Source organism: Amycolatopsis sp. NPDC031561 (assembly GCF_055580625.1).
Map to the genome: position 1 here is coordinate 17,105 of NZ_JBVILA010000004.1, position 19,519 is coordinate 36,623.

The following is a 19,519-nucleotide window of genomic DNA, read 5'->3' on the forward strand; positions in this document are numbered from 1 at the left end:
GGAGACTCGCACGCCTGAGGGAGACCATGACCGGCATCGACGAGGTATCCGGACCGCCCGTGCCGTCGCCGCCTCGCCCCGAAAACCCCCGCAACACGGGTGCGGCCGTGGTCGGCCTGCTCGTCGTGGCCGCCTTGACCGCCGCCGGGATGGCGATGGCTGGCGGGCCGCGGAAGATCGACGGCCAGGCCCTTCCGGTGTCCGGCGCGTTCACCTCGGAAGGGGCCAAGGCGCCCGCCGGGACCGCGAAACCCGCGCCCAAGGAGGTGCGGGAACTGGAAACGAACCCGCTGCTGGCCGAAGGGATCGCGCTCGGCGCGGTCACCTGCCGCCTGCCGGCGATCAGCCGCGACCCCGTGAAGCTGGAGACGTACTACAAGACCTTCGCCTCCTGTCTCGCCGACGCCTGGAAACCAGCGTTGGACCAGGCGAACGAGCCCACGCTGACGGCGACCGTGCAGGTGACGCTGCCGGAGACCAGCGCGTGCGGGAAGGTGCCCAGCGAGACCGAGGCCGTCGCCTACTACTGCGGCGGCGACACCACGATCTACGCGCCGACCGAGTGGATGCTGAGCGACGCGGGCCTCGAACGGTCCCGTCATCTCGCGACGATGGCCCACGAGTACGGGCACCACGTCCAGCGCTCCAGCGGGATCCTGTCGGCGGCCGCGGAGAAGATGTCCTCGCCGGAAGAGGACTCCCCGGCCGACAAGGAACTGGTCCGCCGCATCGAGCTGCAGGCGAACTGCTTCGGCGCGCTCGCCGTCGCGGCGGCCGCCGGACGCGGGTCCATCAGCACCTCGCTGGCCAAAGCCGCGCTCGACGACTACGGCAACACCGACGACAGCGACACCCACGGCACCCGGCGCAACCAGCTGAGGTGGGCGAAGGCCGGGTTCTCCGGGAAGACGACGGCGTCGTGCAACACCTGGGCGGCGCCCGCTTCGGAGGTCGCGTGACCGACGACGTGATGGCCGAGATCAACACCGGCCTCCAGCTGCACATCTCCGGTGACCGGGCCGATGCCCGCGAGAAGTTCGCGGCGCTGTGGGAGCGGATCGGCGAGGACGGCGATCCGCTGCACCGGTGCGCGCTCGCGCACTACATGGCCGACGTCTGCGACGATCCGGCCGACGAACTCGCCTGGGATCTCCGCGCGCTCGCGGCGGCCGATTCACTGACCGACGAACGCGCCAAGGAGTACCACGCGACCCTGGCCGTCCGCGGGTTCTACCCGTCGCTGCACCTCAACCTCGCCGAGGATTACCGCAAACTGGGTGATCACGGGGCCGCGAAGGCCCAGTGGGAGCTCGGACGGGGGACCCTCGGCGCGCTCGGCGACGACGCCTACGGCACCGGGATCATCGAGGCGTACGACGCGCTCGCGACCAGGCTCGGCATCGAACCGGACTCTCCGGACTTTCGCGCACGGCGGTGAGGCCATAACCTGGAGTGACTCAGGTCACCCATCCGGGAGGAGCGCGTATGCGGATTTCCGATCTGTTGCGGAACAAGGGGGCGGCCGTCGCGACCGTCTCGCCGGAGACGAACGTCACCGAACTGCTCGAGAGACTCGCGGAGCACAACGTCGGGGCGCTCGTGGTCGTCGATGACGACGGCGGGATCGTCGGGATCGTCTCCGAACGGGACGTGGTGCGCCGGCTCAACGAGCGCGGACCCCAGCTACTCGACGGATCGGTGGCCGCGATCATGACGAAGCTGGTCGCCAGCTGTACCCCCGAGGACTCGGTGGATCAGCTGTCGGTCCTGATGACCGAACGCCGGATCCGGCACGTCCCGGTCCTGGTGGACGGCAAGCTCTCGGGGATCGTGAGCATCGGTGACGTCGTGAAGACGCGGATGGAACAGCTGGAGAAGAGCCAGGAACAGCTCGAGGCGTACATCTCGCAAGGCTGAGCCGGAGGGCCGTTCCCGGGCAGCCGTCCGGGAACGGCCCTTTCGCGTACCCGGCTAACCGATGGCGCGGTCGAGGGTGAGCGCGGCGTCGATGAGCCCGAGGTGGGTGAACGCCTGCGGGAAGTTGCCGAGCTGCTCCCCGGTCGGGCCGATCTCCTCGGCGTACAGGCCGACGTGGTTGGCGTAGGTCAGCATCTTCTCGAACACCAGCCGCGCCTTCTCCGGATACCCGGCACGGGCGAGGGCGGTGACATAGCCGAACGTGCACAGCGAGAACGTCCCCTCGTCGCCGCGCAGGCCGTCGGGGGAGGCGCTCGGGTCGTAGCGGTAGACGAGGCTGTCGGTGACCAGGTCCTTCTCGATGCCGGCCAAGGTCGCCAGCCAGCTCGGGTCGTGCGGGGTGATGAAACCGACGTCGGCCATGCGAAGGAGCGACGCGTCCAGGGAACTGGAACCGTAGCGCTGGACGAAGGCCTGCTTGAGCGGATTCCAGCCGTGCTCCCAGATCTGGTCGTACACGCGATCCCGTTCGCCGCGCCAGGAGTCGAGCGCGCAAGGCTGGCCGTGCGCCGTCGCGAGGCGGATGCCGCGATCGAAGGCGACCCAGCTCATGAGCCTGCCGTAGGTGAAGTCGGCCTTGCCCTCGCGTGTCTCCCAGATCCCCTCTTCCGGCTGATCCCAGTTCGCCGCCAGCCAATCGAGCAGTCCCGCCAGCGCCTTCCAGCCGTCGTGCCCGATCTCGGCACCCCGCCGATCGGCCTGGTACACGGTGTCGAGCAGTTCGCCGTAGACGTCGAGCTGGAGCTGGTCGGCCGCGGAGTTGCCGATCCGGACCGGCACCGAGCCCCGGTACCCGGTCCAGTGCGCGAGCGATTCCTCCGGGAGATCCGGCGAACCGTCGACGCGGTACATGATCTTCAGCCTGCCGTCGCCGCGCAGGTGGCGTTCCCGGAGCCAGCCGGCGAAAGCGACCGCTTCGTCGGTGAAACCCAAGGCCAGCAAGGAAGAGACCGACAGCGACGCGTCCCGCACCCAGGTGTAGCGGTAGTCCCAGTTCCGTTCGCCGCCGATCCGCTCCGGCAGGCTCGTGGTCGGCGCGGCGACCATCGCGCCGGTCGGGGCGTAGGTCAGCAGCTTGAGGGTGATCGCGGAGCGGTCGACCATCTCGCGCCAGCGCCCTCGGTAGGTCGAGTGGCTCAGCCAGTCGCGCCAGAAGCCGACGGTCTCCTCGAAGGCCTTCTCGATCTCGGCGACCCGGGTCGCGCGGGGTTCCCCGCCGTCCGATTCGAGCACGAAACCGCGGACCTGCCCGGTCTCCAGGGTGACCGAGCCGTAGACGCCGCCTTCGATGACGTGGGCGTGGGCGAGCCGTGGATCCCCCGGTTCCCGGACCGCGTGCAGGGTCAGGGCGAACGGGCCGCTGTCGAAGAGCACGCCGTCCGCGGTGACGGTGGTGGTGTGCGGCCGTCGTGCGTAGTCGAAGCGCGGGACGACGTCCACGGCGAACTCGACGTGCCCGCGCACGCAGCGGATCATCCGGATCAGCCGGTGGCCCTGGGCGGCGTGTGGTCCGGTCGCCGGGCGCATGAAGTCGATGACCTCGCCGGTGCCCAGCCTGGTCATGAACCGCGTGATCAGGACGGCGGTGCCGGGGAAATAGAACTGGCGCGACGTATACGGCTCGCCGACGGGCCGGATCCGGCAGTGGCCGCCGCCGGGATCCAGGAGCGCGCCGAACACGCTCGGGGAATCGAAGCGGGGACAGCAGAACCAGTCGATCGCGCCGCCGGTGCTCACCAGCGCGGCGGTCTGCAGATCGCCGATCAGCCCGTGGTCGGCGATCGGTGCTTGGTGGTGGGTCACGCGGAACTCCTTGCCGGAAGGGGTTTTTCGACCAGCCTGACCCGACGGCGGGGAGCGGGCGTCACCCCGGCCGGATGAGTTCCCGGCCGCACTGACGCTCATCCGTCCGAGGTGATGTGCCCACCCCCGTCGCCGCTGTGCGATGGCCACCGTCAGATCACCCATTTCAGAAGGGACGGTGAGCCGTGGACACGTTGACCATCTGGTTGTTCCGCTCGGCCGACGGCGCGGACGACGCGGCGGAGACGGTGAAGGGCTTGGCGAAGAACCAGCTCATCTCGGTACACGACGCCGCGACGGTGTCGTGGCCGGTGGGAGCGTCCAAGCCGAAACTCCGCCAGTTGCGCAACCTGGCGGGCCGTGGCGCGCTGAGCGGCGCGTTCTGGGGGCTGCTCTTCGGCCTGATCTTCCTCGTGCCGCTGCTCGGTGCCGCCCTCGGCGCCGCGGCGGGCGCTTTCGGCGGGTTGACGTCGGACTACGGCATCGACGACGACCTGATCAAGCGGGTCAGGGGAGAGGTCACCGAAGGCACGTCGGCCTTGTTCCTGCTCAGTTCGGGCGCGGTCGTCGACAAGGTTCGGGACGCCTTCACCGGCGAAAACGCGCCGGAGCTGATCTTCACGAACCTGAGCGCGGAACAGGAGCAGGCCTTGCGCGAGAGCTTCTCGATGGAACTGGAACAGCAGACCGCCGAGGCTCCGGGAACGGGGCCGAAATGAGCGCGCAGTGGGGTGCCGAAGCCGAGCTCGCCGACTCCCGGCGGGGAGAGCGCCGGCCGGCCTGGGCGGGATGGATCGTCTTCGCCAGCGTGGTCATGCTCATCCTCGGCGTCTTCGACGTCATCGCCGGGATCGTGGCCCTGTTCCAGGGCGGCTACTACATCTCGGGCCCGGAATACACCCTCGTCCTGGACGTGACCGGATGGGCGTGGGCCCATGTGGTGGGCGGCGCGCTGGTGGCGGTCTCCGGCGGCTTCCTCCTCACGGGCGCGATCTGGGCGCGAGTGGTCGCGGTGCTCTTCGCGGCCGGGAACGCGGTGACCCACCTGGTGTTCCTCTCGGCGCATCCGGTGTGGTCGATGATCGTGATCGTCCTGTGCGTGACGGTCATCTGGGCGGTCCTCGTCCACGGTGACGAACTACCGGATCGTGGGTTGTGGTGACGGAACAACCCACCTCTCGAACACCACGAGCGCTCGCCGTCCTGCTCGGGGCGGCGGCGCTCGTGGTCGGAGTCGCGGGCGTCAAAGCGGTCGCCTGGCTGGCGGCGCCGACCTTGCTGGCGCTGGTCATCGTGATCACGCTCAGTCCCGCGCACGGCAGGCTGCGGCGCCTCGGTTTCCCCCGCTGGGCGGCGACGGCGGCGCTCGTGGTGTTCGTCTACGGGATCCTCATCTCCTTCTGTGTCGCGATGATCGTGTCGGTGGCGCAACTCGCGTCGCTCCTGCCGCGCTACGCCGACCGGATCACCGCCCTGTACGCCGAAATCGCCGGTGTGCTGGCGAAATTCGGTGCCGGGCCCGCCCAGTTGCGTGACCTCCTCGCGTCTCTCGATCTCGGCAAGCTCGTCTCCTACGCCGGCGCCCTGCTCGCCGATCTGACCGGTGTCACCACGAGCCTGGTCTTCCTGCTGGGGCTGTTGTTGTTCCTCAGCGCGGAAACGGCGGACATCGACGGCCGCATCGCCGGGATCGCGGGTGAGCGGGCGCGGACGGCGGAGGCGCTGCGCGACTTCGGCCGCCGCGTCAGGGTGTACTTGGTGGTGACCACGGTCTTCGGCCTCGTGGTCGCCGTGCTGGACGTCCTCGCACTGGTGGTGCTGGGCGTCCCGCTCGCGCTGCTGTGGGGGCTGCTTTCCTTCGTCACCAACTACATCCCGACGATCGGCTTCCTGCTCGGCCTCGCCCCGCCCGCCACGCTCGCGCTCCTCGACGGCGGGCTGCCGGTGATGCTGGCGGTGGTGGCGGTCTACGTCGTGCTCAACTTCGTGCTGCAATCGCTGATCCAGCCGAGGTACGTCGGCAACGCCGTCGGGCTGTCGGCCACGGCGACGTTCGTCGCGCTGGTGTTCTGGGCCTGGGTGCTCGGACCGCTCGGGACGCTGCTTTCGGTACCGGCGACCCTGCTCGCGCTGGCCGTCCTTGTCGACGACCCCGGCCGCAGCTGGGTCACGGCGCTGGTCGGTTCTCCCCGGCGGGGACCGGAGGGCGGTCAGGACAGGATGAGCACGACGAAGAAGAGGCACGCCACGATGTTCAGCAACCAGCCGTGGTCGTTCGTCCAGTCGCGGATGGCGGGCATGACCCGCGCCGCGCGCCGCCGGAAGAGAAGGTAGGCCAGGAGCGGCAGGGCGGCGATCAGCGTGGTGGCGACGAGGAACGGGACCGCCGCACCGAAACCCGCCCCGCCGCGGCCGGCGTCGAGGCCGACTGCGCACATCACGACGATGTCCGACGGAAAGAACGCGATGAGCAGGAATCCGGTACGGAATCCTCGGCGCGGACCCGCCGACATGAGCGATCCCAGCCATTTCGGCGGTTCCGCGGTTTCGCGGTGTGCCCAGTTCCGGATCGCGATACCCAGCAGGAGCGCCACCAGCCCGAATTGGACGATCGCGTAGAGGGAACCGTCCGAACCGGAAGCGAGGGGATCGGGCGGGAGAAGCCCCGCCAGCCAGGTGGTGAGCGCGGTCCCCGCCGTCGCGGCCGTGGCGACCCCCGCCACGAACGCGAGCGAGGTCGGGACCGCGCGTTTCGTCGTGATCAGGATCAGCGCGGACACGAACTGCGGTCCGGCCATCATGGTGATCGCGAGCGGAAGCACCGTGAGTGAGCCGTCCGTCATGTCCGTGACTCCCGTCCGAGGCTGTTCGACAGCGAATCGCGTTGCCCGCCACCGGTGTCCCGACGGCGACGGGCAACGCTCGCGCGGCGGTCGTACCGCCAGAGCCCGGGGCTTCGTGATCCGCGATCTCCAGAATGCGCCGCCGCGACAAGGAGTTCTTCCTTCGTGGCGGGTGAAAACGAGTGCCGGGTTTCGTCACCCACGGCGAGAAATCCTTTGTTTCAACCACTCTTCGCTACGAGTGTCACCCCGACTCACCCGCCAGGGAGGAGGTGACCGCCGCGCGGGGTGAGCAAGATCGGTCCCCTCACTCGTCTGGGGAATCGAAGGGAGACAATCGGTGAGCACTGAGCCGCGTCGTCGGTCCAGAGCCAAACTCGTCCTGACAGCACTGACTTTCGTGCTGGTCCTTTCGGCGCAACCGGGGGAAAGCGGGGCATCGGGAAAGACGGACGTCGTCCTTTCCGGTCTCGCCTTCGCCATCAGCGGGACCTCCCGCGTTTTCGCCTTCGTCTGGCATGTCCTTTCCAGTGCGGCGATGTCATGCGCCGGCCGGTGACCCGCGTCGAAGGCACCGCGACCCACGGCGGAGAACCCGTCGTGGTGCCGTCGCCGAAACTCGCCCCGCCGCCGCCCGCCTCCGACGTTCTCGAACGGGACCGTCTCCTGGACGCCCTCGATCAGGCCACCTCCGGCGAAGTCCCCAGCGTCACGCTGCTCAACGCGCCGGCGGGATCCGGCAAGACCGTGCTGCTCGGCAGCTGGTTCCGGCGGCGGGCGCGGCGGCACGCGACCGGTGACCATCTGGCCTGGATTTCCTTGGACGCCAACGACAACAAGGTGCACACCCTGTGGTCGTCGATCCTCCGCGCGCTGCACCGGAGCGCGGGGAAAGACTCGTTCCCGGAGACGATGCCCCCTCGGAACGCCTCCGCGCACGAATGCGTCGGCGCGTTCATCGACGCGTGCGCCCGGCTTCCGTGCCCGGTGATCTTGGTGCTGGACAACGCCCACGAATTGTCCGCACCGGACGCGGTGCGGAACGTGAACCTGCTGTTGCGCTATCTGCCGCCGGGAGTGCGGGTCGTCATCGCGACCCGGTTCCCGCCCCCGCTGATCCTGCCCCGGATCCGGCTCGAAGGGCGGCTGCGGGAGATCACCGCGCACCAGCTGAACTTCACCGAGGAGGAGACCGGAAAGCTGCTCGCCGGACAGAACCTCGCGCTGACACAGGCGGATCTGGACGAGATCTCCACCCGGACGGAGGGCTGGGCCGCGGGGCTGCGGTTCCTCACCCTCGCGCTGGCCGCCACGCCGGACACCGGTGCGGCGATCCGGGCCTTCACCGGTGAAGACCGGCTGCTGGCCGAATACCTGGGCGGGGAGATCGTCGGCCCGCAGCCCGCGCACGTCCGCGAGTTCCTGCTGAGCACGTCGGTGTGCCCCGACATCAGCGACGAACTGGCCACCCGCCTGACCGGGCAGGAGAACTCCGGGCAGATCCTGTACACGCTCACCCGTACCAACGCGCTGGTCACCCGGCACGGCCCTCGCTACCGTTGCCACCCGCTGCTGCGCGGCTACCTGCGCGCGGAGCTGAACCGGCGTCACCCCCGGGCTCACCGCAGGCTCCACCGGTCGGCGGCCGAATGGTTCACGGACTCCGGCGACGTGCTCGCGGCGTTGGAGCACGGTATCGCCGCGCAGGACGACGAACTGATCACGCGGTACATCCAGCGGTTCGGGCTGCGGACCGTCCTCGACGGACACGGGACCCGGTTGCACACGCTGCTCGGCGCGATGCCGGAGCACATCCTGGCCCGGCCGCAGGTGGCGCTCATCGCCGCCGTCGCCGCCCTCGACGTCCACGACCTCGTCGCGGCGGACCGGTACCTCGGCAGGGGCGACAATTCCGCCCAGTCGCTGCGTTCCGGGCGGCTGCGCGCGCTGAACGCCGTGGCCGTCCTCTACCGGGCGAGGTACGGCGGGCACCTGGACAAGGCGCTCGCGGAACTCCGGGCCACGAGCGCGGGTGACACCGGCGACGTCGATCTCGACCTGCTGGCGCTGGCCACCCAGGGGACCGCGTCCTTGTGGCTGGGCGACCTCCCGGGCGCCACCGGTGACCTGGAACGCGCGCTGCGCATGGCCACGCTGGAGCGGCGCGACGCCGTCCGGCTGCATTGCGAGATCCACCTCGCGGGGATCGCCCGGGTCCAGGGCGACCTCGCCGGGCTGGCCGTGCACACCAGCGCCGCGCTCGAACTGGCCCGGTCCCGAGGCTGGACCGAGACTTCGCGGACCGCGTTCCTGTACGCCGTGCTCGGGATGGCGGCCTACCAACGGCTGGACCAGGAAAGCGCCCGCCGGTTCTCCGCGCTGGCGACCCGGCTCTCGCCCGCGGTCGTGGACCCGGCCGTGGAACTGCTGACGGTGACCCTCAGCGCCGCCGTCGAATTCGGTCTCGCGGCCGATCCGCACGCCGTCGTCGAAACACTGCGGGGACACCGGAAACGGCTCGCGGCCGAACCGGTCGCACCCTGGCTCGTCGCCTGCACGGCGCCGATCGAGCAGCGACTGGCCCTGCGCGTCGGGGAACCCACCTGGGCGATGGACGTGACCGAACGGCATCGGCACCTGCTCGCGCCCTACGCGGAGCACGCGCTGCTGAGCACCCTCGTGCACCTGCACCGCGGCAGGACCGGTGCCGCGCGCCGCCGTCTGCGGCCGGTCATCGAGCGGCAGACCAGGCCGCTGGTGGCGCACACCCTGATCGAGAGCTGGCTCCTCGAAGCGGTCCTGGCCGATCAGGCCGGTGAACAGAACCAGGCGCACCACGCCGTCGGCCGCGCGCTCGACCTCGCGGCACCCCAGCAGGCGCTGCGGCCGTTCCACGACGCGGGCAGGCACGTCCGGGAACTCCTGGTGAGCGGGGCCGGGAGGTTTGGGCGCACGGAAGAGTTCGCGAGCGCCGTTCTGCAGTCCTTGCCCGCCCACCCCGGGGGCCCGGTCGATCCGCTCACCTCACGCGAGCTCGAACTCCTCACCGAGCTGCCGTCGATGCGCACCACCGAGCAGATCGCCGATTCGCTCTTCGTGTCGGTGAACACGGTCAAGACCCACCTTCGCGGTATCTACCGGAAGCTCGGCGTCAACCACCGCCGGGACGCCGTCGTCGCCGCACGACGGCGTGGCCTGTTGTAGTTCCGCAGCCCGACAGCGTCGTCGGGCCTTCTCGGCTACTCGCGCCACCCCGACAGCTCGACACCCTTGGCGACGTCCACCCGGTACCCGAGCGTCACGACGCCCTTCGCGCCCGGAGCGAGCGTCAGCCTCCAGGTGATCTCGCCCAGCTCGGTCCGCTCCACCGGATCCGGGACGGCACGGACGTCGCGAACCGTGATCGCCTCGTCGCGAGAGACCGGCGCCTGGTCCAGCACGGTCACGACGGCTTCGCGCGGGCTGTGGTTGACGATCGTCGTGGTGTAGGCGGCCTCCCGCTTGCGGACACCGGACAAGGTCGCCTTGCTCGCCGTGCGGTGCGAGAGTTCCCGGTCGACCCGGATCCGGTCGTCCACGCCGAGGGCGAGTTCGAGCTCCTCACCCGGCGCCCAGACTTCGAGCCGTGTGGTGCCGACGAACTCCGTCTCGTGGAACACGGACGCCTTGCCCGGCCGCAGCGTGTGCTCCGACGTGTTGACCACGGTCGCCCGCAGGAACGCCTCCGGTGACCGTGCCGGGGCGGTGATGTAGCCCAGTTTCGCCGTCAGTTCGAGCTGCGCCAGCGTCGTGCGGTGGCCCTGCGCTCCCGAAGGCACCGCCACCGGGCGTCCCGGCCGGTAGGTGACCGCGGTGGCGCCCTCCTCGGCGGTCGCGGTCCGCACCGCCATCGCCGGGGCGGGTGCCGCCAGGTTCCGGAAACCCGCCGCTTCCGGCATCCCGCCGCCCGCCGGTGACGCGCTGCCGTACGCGGCCCGCGCCATCGCCGGTTCGACCGGGCGCACGCGGTCGAGGAACCACGGTTCGAGTTCCGGGACCTCCACGGTGTTCGCCGGCCGCGCGGTCGAGAGCGCCAGCTCGCATTCGGGCCAGTCTTCGCCGGTGTGCTGGGTGATCCGCCCGTACCAGGTCACCGAGACGTCCTCGCCGCGGACGCGCACGTCGTAGCCGGGCTCCCAGCTCGCGTTCGCGACCACATAGGACAGTTCGAGCCCGATTTCCGCGCCGTCCTCCTGGCTTTCCAGCTCGACCGTGACCGTCGCGCTGTCCACTTCGGACTGGCCCTGTTTCGCCTGGATCTCCCGGTCCAGCGCGCCGAGGTCGTCGCGGAGCGCGGCCAGCCGGATGCCGAGTTCGCGGCGTTTGCCCAGCGCCTCGGCCAGCTGCGTGCCCAGCGCGTCGGTGACTTCGGCGACCCGGGGCGGCTCCGCCGTGCCCGCCGCGAGCGCCTTCGCGAAACTGCCGCCACTCCGCTTCGCCACGCCTGTCAGCAGGTCGACCTTCGCGCTCTCCGCGTCGACGGCGTCGGCGACCTCGTCGACCATCGCCTGGTCAGCCCGCCTCCGCTCGGTCAGCGCGCGCAGGGAAGCGTCCGCGGGCGCGGGGTGGCGCTCGACGGCGACGTCGACCCCGGCGATGACCGCCGGACCGGACCCGGTGACACGGACCGAATCGCTGTCCAGATTCCACGGCAGCCCGGCGAAGCTGAACCGCGTCTCGTTGTCAAGGCGTGCCGACGCCCGTCTCGTGATCCGGGCATGGTGGGGGTAGACGGTGACGGCGACGATCGGTGCTTCCACGGTGCTCGGCATGCCCCCGACGTTAGTCTCTTGACACCCGTTCAGGGGGCCGGAAACCTCAGCTGCGTCTTGCCCACCCGCCCTTGGGGGTCACGTGAGAGTCGCCAGGCTCGCCGCCCTGTTCACCGCCGTCTTGGTTCTGCCGGCGACGGCATTGCCCGCCCAAGCCGACGCGCCACCAACGCCGGTCTTCAAGGACGGTCAGGCGCAACCGGTGTTCAACCCGGCGGACGTCATCCGGGAGAACGTCTGGGTCACCGCGCCGGTCGACAGCGACGGCGACGGCAAGGACGACCTCGTGCACGCGGAGGTGGTGCGGCCGCGCGCGACCCTGCAGGGCATGAAGGTCCCGGTCGTCTACCAGGCCAGCCCGTACTACGCGGGCGGCAACGACGTCGCGAACCACAACGTCGACGTCGAGCTGTACGTGCCCGGCGCCAAGCGCGCCCCCGCGGGCCCGCGGATCGCGACCAGCACCGTCGGCCCGAACGCGGCGCCGATCAGCTGGCGCTACCAGGACTACTTCACCGCCCGCGGCTTCGCCGTGGTGTACGGGGAGTCGCTCGGCAGCGGCCAGTCCACCGGCTGCCCGAGCACCGGCGACGTCAACGAGACCATCGGCGCGAAGTCCATTGTGGACTGGTTGAACGGCAGGGCGGCGGCGCGTGACGCGTCGGGCAAGGCCGCCGTCGCGGACTGGAGCACCGGCAAGACCGGCATGACCGGCGTTTCCTACAACGGGACGCTGCCCAACGCGGTGGCCAGCACCGGTGTCGAAGGGCTGGAGACGATCGTCCCGATCGCGGCGATCTCCAGCTGGTACGACTACTACCGCAACGACGGCGCCGTCGTCGCGGCAGGCGGTTACCAGGGCGAGGACGCGGACGTGCTCGCCGACTACGTCTACACGCGCCAGGACCGCGCCGTCTGCCGTCCGCTGATCGACGGCATCGCGGTCGACCAGGACCGGGTGAGCGGCGACTACAGCCCCTTCTGGGACGTGCGGAACTACCGCAACGACGTGCGCAAGGTGCGGGCCTCGGTGCTCGTGGTGCACGGCCTCAACGACTGGAACGTCAAGACCGACCAGGGCACCCGCTGGTACGAGGCGCTCAAGCAGCACGGCGTCGAGCACAAGATCTGGCTGCACCAGTCCGGCCACGCCGACCCGTACAGCCTCCGCCGCGACGTCTGGCTCGCCACGCTCAACAAGTGGATGTCGCACTACCTCTACGACCTGGACAACGGCATCGAGCGCGAGCCGAAGGCCACCATCCAGCGCGAGGACAATTCGTGGGTGGACGAGGCCGAATGGCCGCTGCCCGGCACCCAGGACGTGAAGCTCTACCCGTGGCCCGGTGGCTCCTCGAAGGGCAAGCTCGACACGGGCAACGCCGTTCCGGGCAAGCCCGCCGTCGAGAAGCTGGCCGACGACGCGAGCAAGACCGTCGAGCAGCTCGCCAACGCGGCTTCGTCGGGTAACCGGCTGCTGTACTCGACCACCGCGGCGAAGCAGCCCGTACGCCTTTCCGGTACCGCGAAGGCCGGACTGTCGGTGTCCTTCGACAAGCCCGCCGCGAACGTGACGGCGGTGCTCGTCGACCGCGCCCCGAACGGCACGGCCAAGGTGATCAGCCGCGGCTGGACCGACCCGCAGAACCGCCGCGACCCCGCCCGCACCGACCCGATCACCCCCGGTGAGAAGTACCAGATCGAGGTCGAACTGGTGGCGAAGGACTACCTGCTCGCGACCGGGCACAAGATCGAGTTCCTGCTGGCCTCCAGCGATCACGACTACACGCTCCGGCCGAAGGCCGGCGCGGGGATCTCGCTCGAGCTGAACCGCACCACCGTGGTGCTGCCGGTGGCGGGCGGGAAGCCCGCGCTGCGCGCCGCCTTCGGCTGAGTCCCGGCCGGTCCGCCCCGAATGCCACGTCCACCCGGACGTGGCATTCGGCGTTTCCGGGTGGAAAACGCCGACCCGACCTCGGGCTTGTATGGAAAATGTATTTCCTCCGGCTTTGCTTCGCCGCGTCCGGCTTCCCCACCAGATGGAGGTCTCCATGTCCAGGTTGCGCCGCTTCGCAGTGCTCGCCGCGGCCGCCGCTCTCCCCGCGCTCGGCCTGACTCTGGCCGGTACGACGCAGGCGTCGGCCGCTCCGAACTTCCAGGTCCCGTTCAAATGCGGGGTGACGGTCACGGCCGCGACGTTCAGCGGGCACAGCCCGGCGAACTCGGTCGACTTCCAGAAGTCGGGGATCACCGGGATGCCGGTGCTGGCCTCGGCGGGCGGCAAGGTCACCCGGGTCGCCAACGAAGGCAGCACGAGCTACGGGCGCTGGGTCGAGATCGACCACGGTGGCGGCTGGACCACGCGCTACGCCCACCTGTCGACCCAGTCGGTCTCGGTCGGCCAGGCCGTCAGCCTCGGCAAGCAGATCGGCACGGCCGGGGCGACCGGCGGCGTGAGCGGTCCTCACCTGCACTTCGAGGAGCGGCTCAACGGAACGGCGCAGAAGGCGAAGCTGAACGGGGTCGCGGTGCCGTACTACGGCCACACCAACTTCACCAGCAAGAACTCGTGCGGCGGCAACCCGTACGAGGCCACCGAGGTGTGCGGCAGCGGCTTCTCCGTGGTCGACTCGCAGGCGCTCGCCGGCGGTTCCGGCACGGCGTACCTGCTCTACAACGCTTCGACCAAGGCCAACTGCGCGACCACGCTGAAGGCGGTTTCGCTCGGCACCGCGTCGCCGGTGTCGGCGTTCCTCGAAGTCCAGGGTTCGGCGCGCACCACCGATTCCGGCAGCTTCACCTACTACGCCGGGCCGGTGAAGAAGACGGCCGCTTCGACCTGCGTCAAGTGGGGCGGCTCGGTCGGGACGAACGCCTACGAGAGCCCGTTCGAACACTGCGGCTGATCCCGAGGAGCCGGGCACGGTAGACCACCCCACCGACAGGACCGGCGCCCCGGACCGGGCCCGGCGGCGGTTGTCCACAACGGTCCCGGCCGTCCACAGATCTGTCCTGCCCCCACCCAGCGGCCCATTCCCGCCGCAGGGTGGGGGCATGACCACATCCACCCCGACCGGCAGGACCAAGGTCGACCTGAAGGATCCGGCGGACCTGCTCGCCGCGATCCCGTACATCCTCGGGTTCCACCCCGAGAACTCCGTCGTCGTCTTCGGGCAGCGAGGCCCGGACCGCAAGCAGCAGGGCCTCACCCTGCGCGTGGACCTCCCGCCGCCCGGCCTGGAGAAAGACCAGGCGCTCGACCTCGCGGCGCGGCTCGCCGCGACCGCGCACACCGGCGCCACGGTGGCCGTCGTCGGCGGAGGCGCCCCGAACCCGGCCGGGCGGCCGCCTCGCCGCCGCTTCGTCCGGCGCCTGGAATCCTCGCTCGCCGAGTACGACATCCCGTTGCTGCACTCGCTCTGGGTGCCGTCTTTCACCGCAGGCGTCAGATGGGGGTGCTACCGCGAGAAGACCTGTGGCGGCATCCTCCCCGACCCTCGCGAGTCGGTGATCGCCGCGGTCGCCATCGGCGACGGCCGCGTCATCCGCGAGAGCAGGGAAGAGCTGGAGCGACTCTTCGAAGCCGGTCCGGCGGAGACGCTCGCGCGGCGTGCCGATCTCCTGAACCGGCTGGCCGACCCGCCGTGGGGAGACGACGCCGTCGTCGAAGGAGGGCTCGCCGAGGTCAACGCGGCCCTCGCCCGTTACCAGCGGGGTGACCTGACGCTCACCGACGATCAGGCCGTCCGGCTGGCCTGGGCGCTTTCCCTGGTCGAGGTCCGGGGCGCCTGCCTGCTCACCGCGGCTCCCGCCGACTCGCCTTTGGCGCGGGTCGCGGAAGATCTCTGGCTCCGGCTCGCCAGGGAGCTACCGGAGCCGGAATCCGCCGAGGCGCTGTGCCTGAAAGCGCACGCCGCCTACGCCCGCGGCGATCTCGCCTCCGCCGGGATAGCACTGGCGAGGGCCTGCGAAGTCGATCCGGACCACAACCTGGCCAGGCTGCTGACCGCCGCGTTGGACACGATGCTGGCGCCGTCCGAAGTGGCCGGAATCGTCCTTCAACAGCGAGAGGAAGCGCCGCCCGCGCTCAGCCTCGAGCCGCTTGGCGGGACTGAGTGAACGCCCACGCGTCGGCCACGATGCCGTCGAGGTCGGTGCGCTCGGGCTTCCAGCCGAGTTCGCCGTTCGCCCGCTCGCTGGAGGCCACCAGCACCGACGGGTCGCCCGCCCGGCGCGGCGCGACCGCGGCGGGGATCTCGTGACCGGTGGTGCGGCGGCACGCCTCGATCACTTCCAGCACGGAGAAACCGGTGCCGCTGCCGAGGTTGTAGACGCGGTGTTCGCCGTCCACCGCGTGGCGCAGGGCCAGCTGGTGCGCGTCGGCGAGGTCGACCACGTGGATGTAGTCGCGGATGGCGGTGCCGTCCGCGGTCGGGTAGTCGTCACCGAAGATCTGGATCCGCTCGCGGTCCCCGGTGGCGACCTGGAGCACGAGGGGGATCAGGTGGGTTTCGGTGGTGTGCCGCTCGCCGAAGGTGCCGTAGGCGCCGGCGACGTTGAAGTAGCGCAGGCTGACGGCGGCGATGCCGTGGGCACGCGAGAACGACGTGATCGCGTGGTCGATGGCCAGCTTCGTCGCGCCGTAGGTGTTCGTCGGCTGCGTCGGCGCCGTCTCCGGGATGGGAGAGGACTCGGGCTCGCCGTAGGTGGCCGCGGTGGAGGAGAACACCAGCCGCTTCGTGCCGTGGTCGCGCATCGCCTCGAGCAGGCGAAGCGAGGTCAGGACGTTGCCCTCCCAGTACTTCGCCGGATCCGTCATCGACTCGCCGACCAGCGACTTGGCGGCGAAGTGGAGGACACCGTCGAAGCCGTCGCCGAGAAGGCGCCGCGCGACCTCGGCGGCGTCGCCCTCGACGAAGGTGGCGTCCGGGTGCACCGCGTCGGCGTGCCCGGTGGAGAGGTCGTCGACCACGGTGACGTCGTGCCCGGCCTCGATGAGGCGGGCCGCGCAAACGCTGCCCACATAACCGGCTCCGCCCGTCACCATCAGCTTCAGGGTCTTGGTCGGTTCGTCGGTCACGTTCGCGCCTTTCTGCTGCGGATGCGGTCGCGGCCCAGTGTCCTCGCCCCCGGGCACCCGTCGCGCCCGGGGGTGGGGGTCGATCAAGCTCCGAGACCGGTCCGCTCTAACCCTCACTAAGCTCGTCGCGGCCCGCGCCGCGCGACGGCACCGCGGTGAACAGCCTGGGGTGGCGCAGATCCGCCGCCTCGTACGCGGCCTTCACCGCCCGCCCCACGGTGTCCACATCGGACTCGCGGACCAGTGCGATGGCCGAACCGCCGAAACCGCCGCCGGTCATCCGCGCGCCGAGCGCCCCGGCTTCGCGGGCCGAATCGACGGCGAGGTCGAGTTCACGGGTGGAGATCCGGTAGTCGTCGCGCATGCTGACATGCGAGGCGTCCAGCAGCGGGCCGATCTCGGTGATCCGCCCGGCACGCAGCAGCTCCACGGTGTCGAGGACCCGCTGGTTCTCCGTCACGACGTGGCGCACCAGCGGCACCAGGTCCTCCGGAAGCCTGGCGAGCGCGGCGTTCAGCCCGTCGACGCCGATGTCCCTCAGCGCCTTCACTTCGAGCAGTTCCGCGGCGCGTTCGCAGCCCCGGCGGCGTTCGCCGTAGCCGCCCTCGGCGTGCGAGTGTTTCGTGCGGCTGTCCATGATCAGGATCCGGACGCCGGATTCCTCCAGCGGGAACGGCACCTGCTCCATCTCGCCGGACCGGACGTCGAGGAACAGCACGTTCGATTCCGTGCAGCACAAGGAAGCTGTCTGGTCGAGCAGACCGGTCGGCGCGCCGACGAAGTCGTTCTCCGAACGCTGCACCCAGCGCGCCACCTCGTGCAGGGCGGGCGAACCCGCGCCGGTACCCGGAGTGCGGCCCGCCAGCCCCAGGAGGGCGAGCGCGACGGCGCATTCGAGCGCGTGGGAGGAGGACAGGCCCGCCCCCGAGGGCACGTCCCCCGCGATCGCCACGTCCGCGCCGGCGCCGAGTCCCTGGTCACGCAGCACCCAGGCGACCCCCGCCGGGTACGCGGCCCACCCGTCGACCGAGCCGGGCCACAGGTCGGCGATGGTGAGCGGGCCGGATTCCTGGACCCGGCCGTCCGAGCCGAGGGTGGCCACGGTCAGCACGCCGTCCTCCCGCGGGGACGCCGCCGCGGCGAGCCGGTGCGGGAGGGCGAAGGGCAGCACGAAACCGTCGTTGTAGTCGGTGTGCTCACCGATCAGGTTCACCCGGCCGGGTGCGGACCAGACGCCCGCCGGAGCTCGGCCGTGCAGGGTCCGGAAGGTCCCCGCAGCGTCGGACGCGGCGCTCACCTGGCCTGCGCCAGCACGGCGTGCAGCGCCGAGACGGGCACCTGGGCGGTGTTGTTCCCGCCGGTGACCTCGATGGTCCCGCCGGGCGCCGTCTTGCCGACCTTGACCCGGCTGCCGGGCACGATGCCGACCGACTTGAGCTCCGTCATCAGCGTCTCGTCGAGCTGCACGTGCTCGGCGATCCGGCGGATCTCGACTTCGCCGCCACCCATGCGGGCGAACTCGTCGAGCCGCACCAGGTCGGCTTCGGCCGGCGGGGCGGGATCGCCGTCGCCGAGCTTGTCCAGTCCCGGGATCGGGTTGCCGTAGGGCGACGTGGTGGGGTGGTCGAGCAGCTTGACCAGCTTGCGCTCGACGGCCTCGCTCATCACGTGTTCCCAGCGGCAGGCCTCGTTGTGGACGTGTTCCCACTCCAGCCCGATCACATCGACCAGGAGGCGCTCGGCGAGCCGGTGCTTGCGCATGACCGCGATGGCCAGCTCGCGGCCGTGTTCCGTCAGTTGCAGGTGCCTGTCGTCCGCGACCACGACCAGCCCGTCGCGTTCCATCCTGGCGACGGTCTGGCTCACGGTCGGGCCGCTCTGCTGCAGCCGCTCCGCGATCCGGGCCCGCAGCGGGACGACACCCTCTTCTTCGAGTTCGTAAATCGTACGCAAGTACATCTCTGTGGTGTCGATGAGATCGTTCACGCTGTCCCCTTCGTCCGCGTTGCTCATCGTAGTCGCTGGCACTGACAGCGACGCACGCGTGGGGACAACAAGCTCCGAGGCGGGAAAAGTCCCCCAAGCTGGGCGTGGAGCCGCGAGGCACGGGAAGATGGGCCCATGCGCCCCATGATCACCACCAGCGAACTCGCCGCGCAGCTCTCCGGGCCGGAATCGGCACGCTCCGTAGTCCTCGATGTCCGCTGGCGGCTCGCGGGCCCGCCGGGCGCCGATTCCTACCGTGAGGCACATCTCCCGGGCGCGGTGTACGTCGACCTCGACACGGCGCTCGCGGGGGAACCGGGCGACGGCGGCCGTCACCCGCTGCCCGAGCCGGAGACGCTGCAGCGGTACCTGCGGGCGGCCGGGATCCGCGCCGGTCACCCGGTCGTGGTGTACGACGACTCCGACGGTTCGGTCGCGGCACGGGCGTGGTGGCTGCTGCGCTGGGCCGGGCACACCGAGGTCGCCGTGCTGGACGGCGGATTCGCCGCCTGGGCCGAGGAAGAGCGCCCGCTCACCGGTGAGATCCCCTCGCCCGAGGAGGGCGACATCGTGGTGAAGCCCGGTGGCATGCCGGTGCTGGACGCGGCCGGGGCCGCCACGCTGGCCAGGGAAGGGCTGCTCTTCGACGCCCGCGCCAAGCCGAGGTACGCGGGGGAGACCGAGCCGATCGACCCGCGCGCCGGGCACATCCCCGGCGCGGTCAACGCGCCCTTCTCCGGGCATCTGGCGGAGGACGGCCGCTGGCGTGACGCCTCGGAACTGGCCGAGCGGTTCGAAGGACTCGGCGTGGATCCGGGAACCCCGGTCGGTGTCTACTGTGGATCGGGCGTCACCGCTTCGTCCGTCGTCCTCGCGCTCGAGGTCGCCGGTCACCCGGAGCCCGCGGCGCTGTACGCCGGTTCGTGGTCGCACTGGTCCCGTGATCCGGAGCGGCCCGTCGCCACGGGAGACCTGCCCGGCTGACCCGCGGTCGGTCCGGGACGGGGGCACGAGCCGCT

16 protein-coding genes and 1 pseudogene are annotated in these 19,519 nt (G+C 70.6%); 11 read left to right on the forward strand and 6 right to left on the reverse strand.

All coding sequences use genetic code 11. The features are described from left to right. Positions 1 to 26: 26 nt before the first annotated feature. The 3 genes from ACZ5IK_RS11655 to ACZ5IK_RS11665 are packed head-to-tail and all read left to right on the forward strand — an operon-like array spanning position 27 to position 1,917. Positions 27 to 959 (forward strand): neutral zinc metallopeptidase, encoded by a 933-nt coding sequence (locus ACZ5IK_RS11655; RefSeq protein WP_465487669.1) that lies wholly within the window; start codon positions 27 to 29, stop codon positions 957 to 959. Further along, positions 956 to 1,438, forward strand: a complete 483-nt coding sequence (locus ACZ5IK_RS11660; RefSeq protein WP_465487670.1) for a hypothetical protein — start codon at positions 956 to 958, stop codon at positions 1,436 to 1,438. Before ACZ5IK_RS11655 ends, ACZ5IK_RS11660 begins: the two co-directional genes overlap by 4 nt. A gap of 47 nt (positions 1,439 to 1,485) precedes the next feature. Further along, the gene (locus tag ACZ5IK_RS11665) at positions 1,486 to 1,917 is read left to right on the forward strand and encodes a CBS domain-containing protein (protein ID WP_465487671.1); all 432 of its coding nucleotides are present in this window, start codon (positions 1,486 to 1,488) and stop codon (positions 1,915 to 1,917) included. A gap of 54 nt (positions 1,918 to 1,971) precedes the next feature. Here ACZ5IK_RS11665 and ACZ5IK_RS11670 read toward each other — a convergent pair whose 3' ends face one another. After that, positions 1,972 to 3,780: a glycoside hydrolase family 15 protein gene (locus ACZ5IK_RS11670; RefSeq protein WP_465487672.1), complete on the reverse strand. Its 1,809-nt coding sequence runs from the start codon at positions 3,778 to 3,780 to the stop codon at positions 1,972 to 1,974. 185 nt (positions 3,781 to 3,965) lie between these two features. Here ACZ5IK_RS11670 and ACZ5IK_RS11675 point away from each other — a divergent pair, with 185 nt between their 5' ends. From ACZ5IK_RS11675 to ACZ5IK_RS11685, 3 genes are read left to right on the forward strand one after another with little or no spacing between them, the layout of a single operon-like run. Beyond that, positions 3,966 to 4,499: a DUF1269 domain-containing protein gene (locus tag ACZ5IK_RS11675; RefSeq protein ID WP_465487673.1), complete on the forward strand. Its 534-nt coding sequence runs from the start codon at positions 3,966 to 3,968 to the stop codon at positions 4,497 to 4,499. Next, positions 4,496 to 4,942 (forward strand): DUF7144 family membrane protein, encoded by a 447-nt coding sequence (locus ACZ5IK_RS11680; RefSeq protein ID WP_465487674.1) that lies wholly within the window; start codon positions 4,496 to 4,498, stop codon positions 4,940 to 4,942. Before ACZ5IK_RS11675 ends, ACZ5IK_RS11680 begins: the two co-directional genes overlap by 4 nt. Further along, a complete protein-coding gene (locus ACZ5IK_RS11685) occupies positions 4,939 to 6,114 on the forward strand; it encodes an AI-2E family transporter (RefSeq protein ID WP_465487675.1) in 1,176 nt (391 codons plus the stop codon). Before ACZ5IK_RS11680 ends, ACZ5IK_RS11685 begins: the two co-directional genes overlap by 4 nt. Here the strand turns inward: ACZ5IK_RS11685 and ACZ5IK_RS11690 are convergent. Next, a pseudogene (locus tag ACZ5IK_RS11690) lies at positions 6,057 to 6,623 on the reverse strand (GAP family protein); the annotation flags it as partial. The gene ACZ5IK_RS11685 and the pseudogene ACZ5IK_RS11690 sit on opposite strands and share 58 nt — an antisense overlap. A gap of 543 nt (positions 6,624 to 7,166) precedes the next feature. On the opposite strand from ACZ5IK_RS11690, the gene ACZ5IK_RS11695 reads away from it, so the two are divergent. Further along, a complete protein-coding gene (locus ACZ5IK_RS11695) occupies positions 7,167 to 9,827 on the forward strand; it encodes a winged helix-turn-helix domain-containing protein (RefSeq protein WP_465487676.1) in 2,661 nt (886 codons plus the stop codon). A 35-nt stretch (positions 9,828 to 9,862) separates the two neighbouring features. Here the strand turns inward: ACZ5IK_RS11695 and ACZ5IK_RS11700 are convergent, their stop codons facing one another. Beyond that, positions 9,863 to 11,434 (reverse strand): DUF4139 domain-containing protein, encoded by a 1,572-nt coding sequence (locus ACZ5IK_RS11700; protein ID WP_465487677.1) that lies wholly within the window; start codon positions 11,432 to 11,434, stop codon positions 9,863 to 9,865. Positions 11,435 to 11,516: 82 nt separating this feature from the next. Between ACZ5IK_RS11700 and ACZ5IK_RS11705 the strand changes: the two genes are divergently transcribed. The 3 genes from ACZ5IK_RS11705 to ACZ5IK_RS11715 all read left to right on the forward strand — a co-directional run bounded on the left by ACZ5IK_RS11705 (position 11,517) and on the right by ACZ5IK_RS11715 (position 15,553). Next, a complete protein-coding gene (locus ACZ5IK_RS11705) occupies positions 11,517 to 13,328 on the forward strand; it encodes a Xaa-Pro dipeptidyl-peptidase (protein ID WP_465487678.1) in 1,812 nt (603 codons plus the stop codon). Between the two features lie 157 nt (positions 13,329 to 13,485). Further along, positions 13,486 to 14,340 carry a M23 family metallopeptidase gene (locus ACZ5IK_RS11710; protein WP_465487679.1) on the forward strand — a complete coding sequence of 285 codons (855 nt, stop codon included), beginning with the start codon at positions 13,486 to 13,488 and terminating at the stop codon, positions 14,338 to 14,340. 148 nt (positions 14,341 to 14,488) lie between these two features. Further along, entirely contained in the window at positions 14,489 to 15,553 is a 1,065-nt protein-coding gene (locus ACZ5IK_RS11715) for a DUF4192 domain-containing protein (protein WP_465487680.1), read from the forward strand. Here ACZ5IK_RS11715 and galE read toward each other — a convergent pair. From galE to ACZ5IK_RS11730, 3 genes are all read right to left on the reverse strand, one after another. Next, complete coding sequence (gene galE / locus ACZ5IK_RS11720; protein WP_101613042.1) at positions 15,522 to 16,481, reverse strand: UDP-glucose 4-epimerase GalE; 960 nt, start codon at positions 16,479 to 16,481, stop codon at positions 15,522 to 15,524. The genes ACZ5IK_RS11715 and galE overlap by 32 nt on opposite strands. Positions 16,482 to 16,620: 139 nt before the next feature. Continuing rightward, positions 16,621 to 17,811 (reverse strand): galactokinase, encoded by a 1,191-nt coding sequence (gene galK, locus ACZ5IK_RS11725; protein ID WP_465487681.1) that lies wholly within the window; start codon positions 17,809 to 17,811, stop codon positions 16,621 to 16,623. Then, a complete protein-coding gene (locus ACZ5IK_RS11730; protein WP_101606427.1) occupies positions 17,808 to 18,527 on the reverse strand; it encodes a metal-dependent transcriptional regulator in 720 nt (239 codons plus the stop codon). The genes galK and ACZ5IK_RS11730 overlap by 4 nt, the downstream gene beginning before the upstream one ends. Positions 18,528 to 18,635: 108 nt before the next feature. Between ACZ5IK_RS11730 and ACZ5IK_RS11735 the strand changes: the two genes are divergently transcribed. Then, entirely contained in the window at positions 18,636 to 19,484 is an 849-nt protein-coding gene (locus ACZ5IK_RS11735; protein ID WP_465487682.1) for a sulfurtransferase, read from the forward strand. The last annotated feature ends 35 nt before the right edge of the window (positions 19,485 to 19,519 follow it).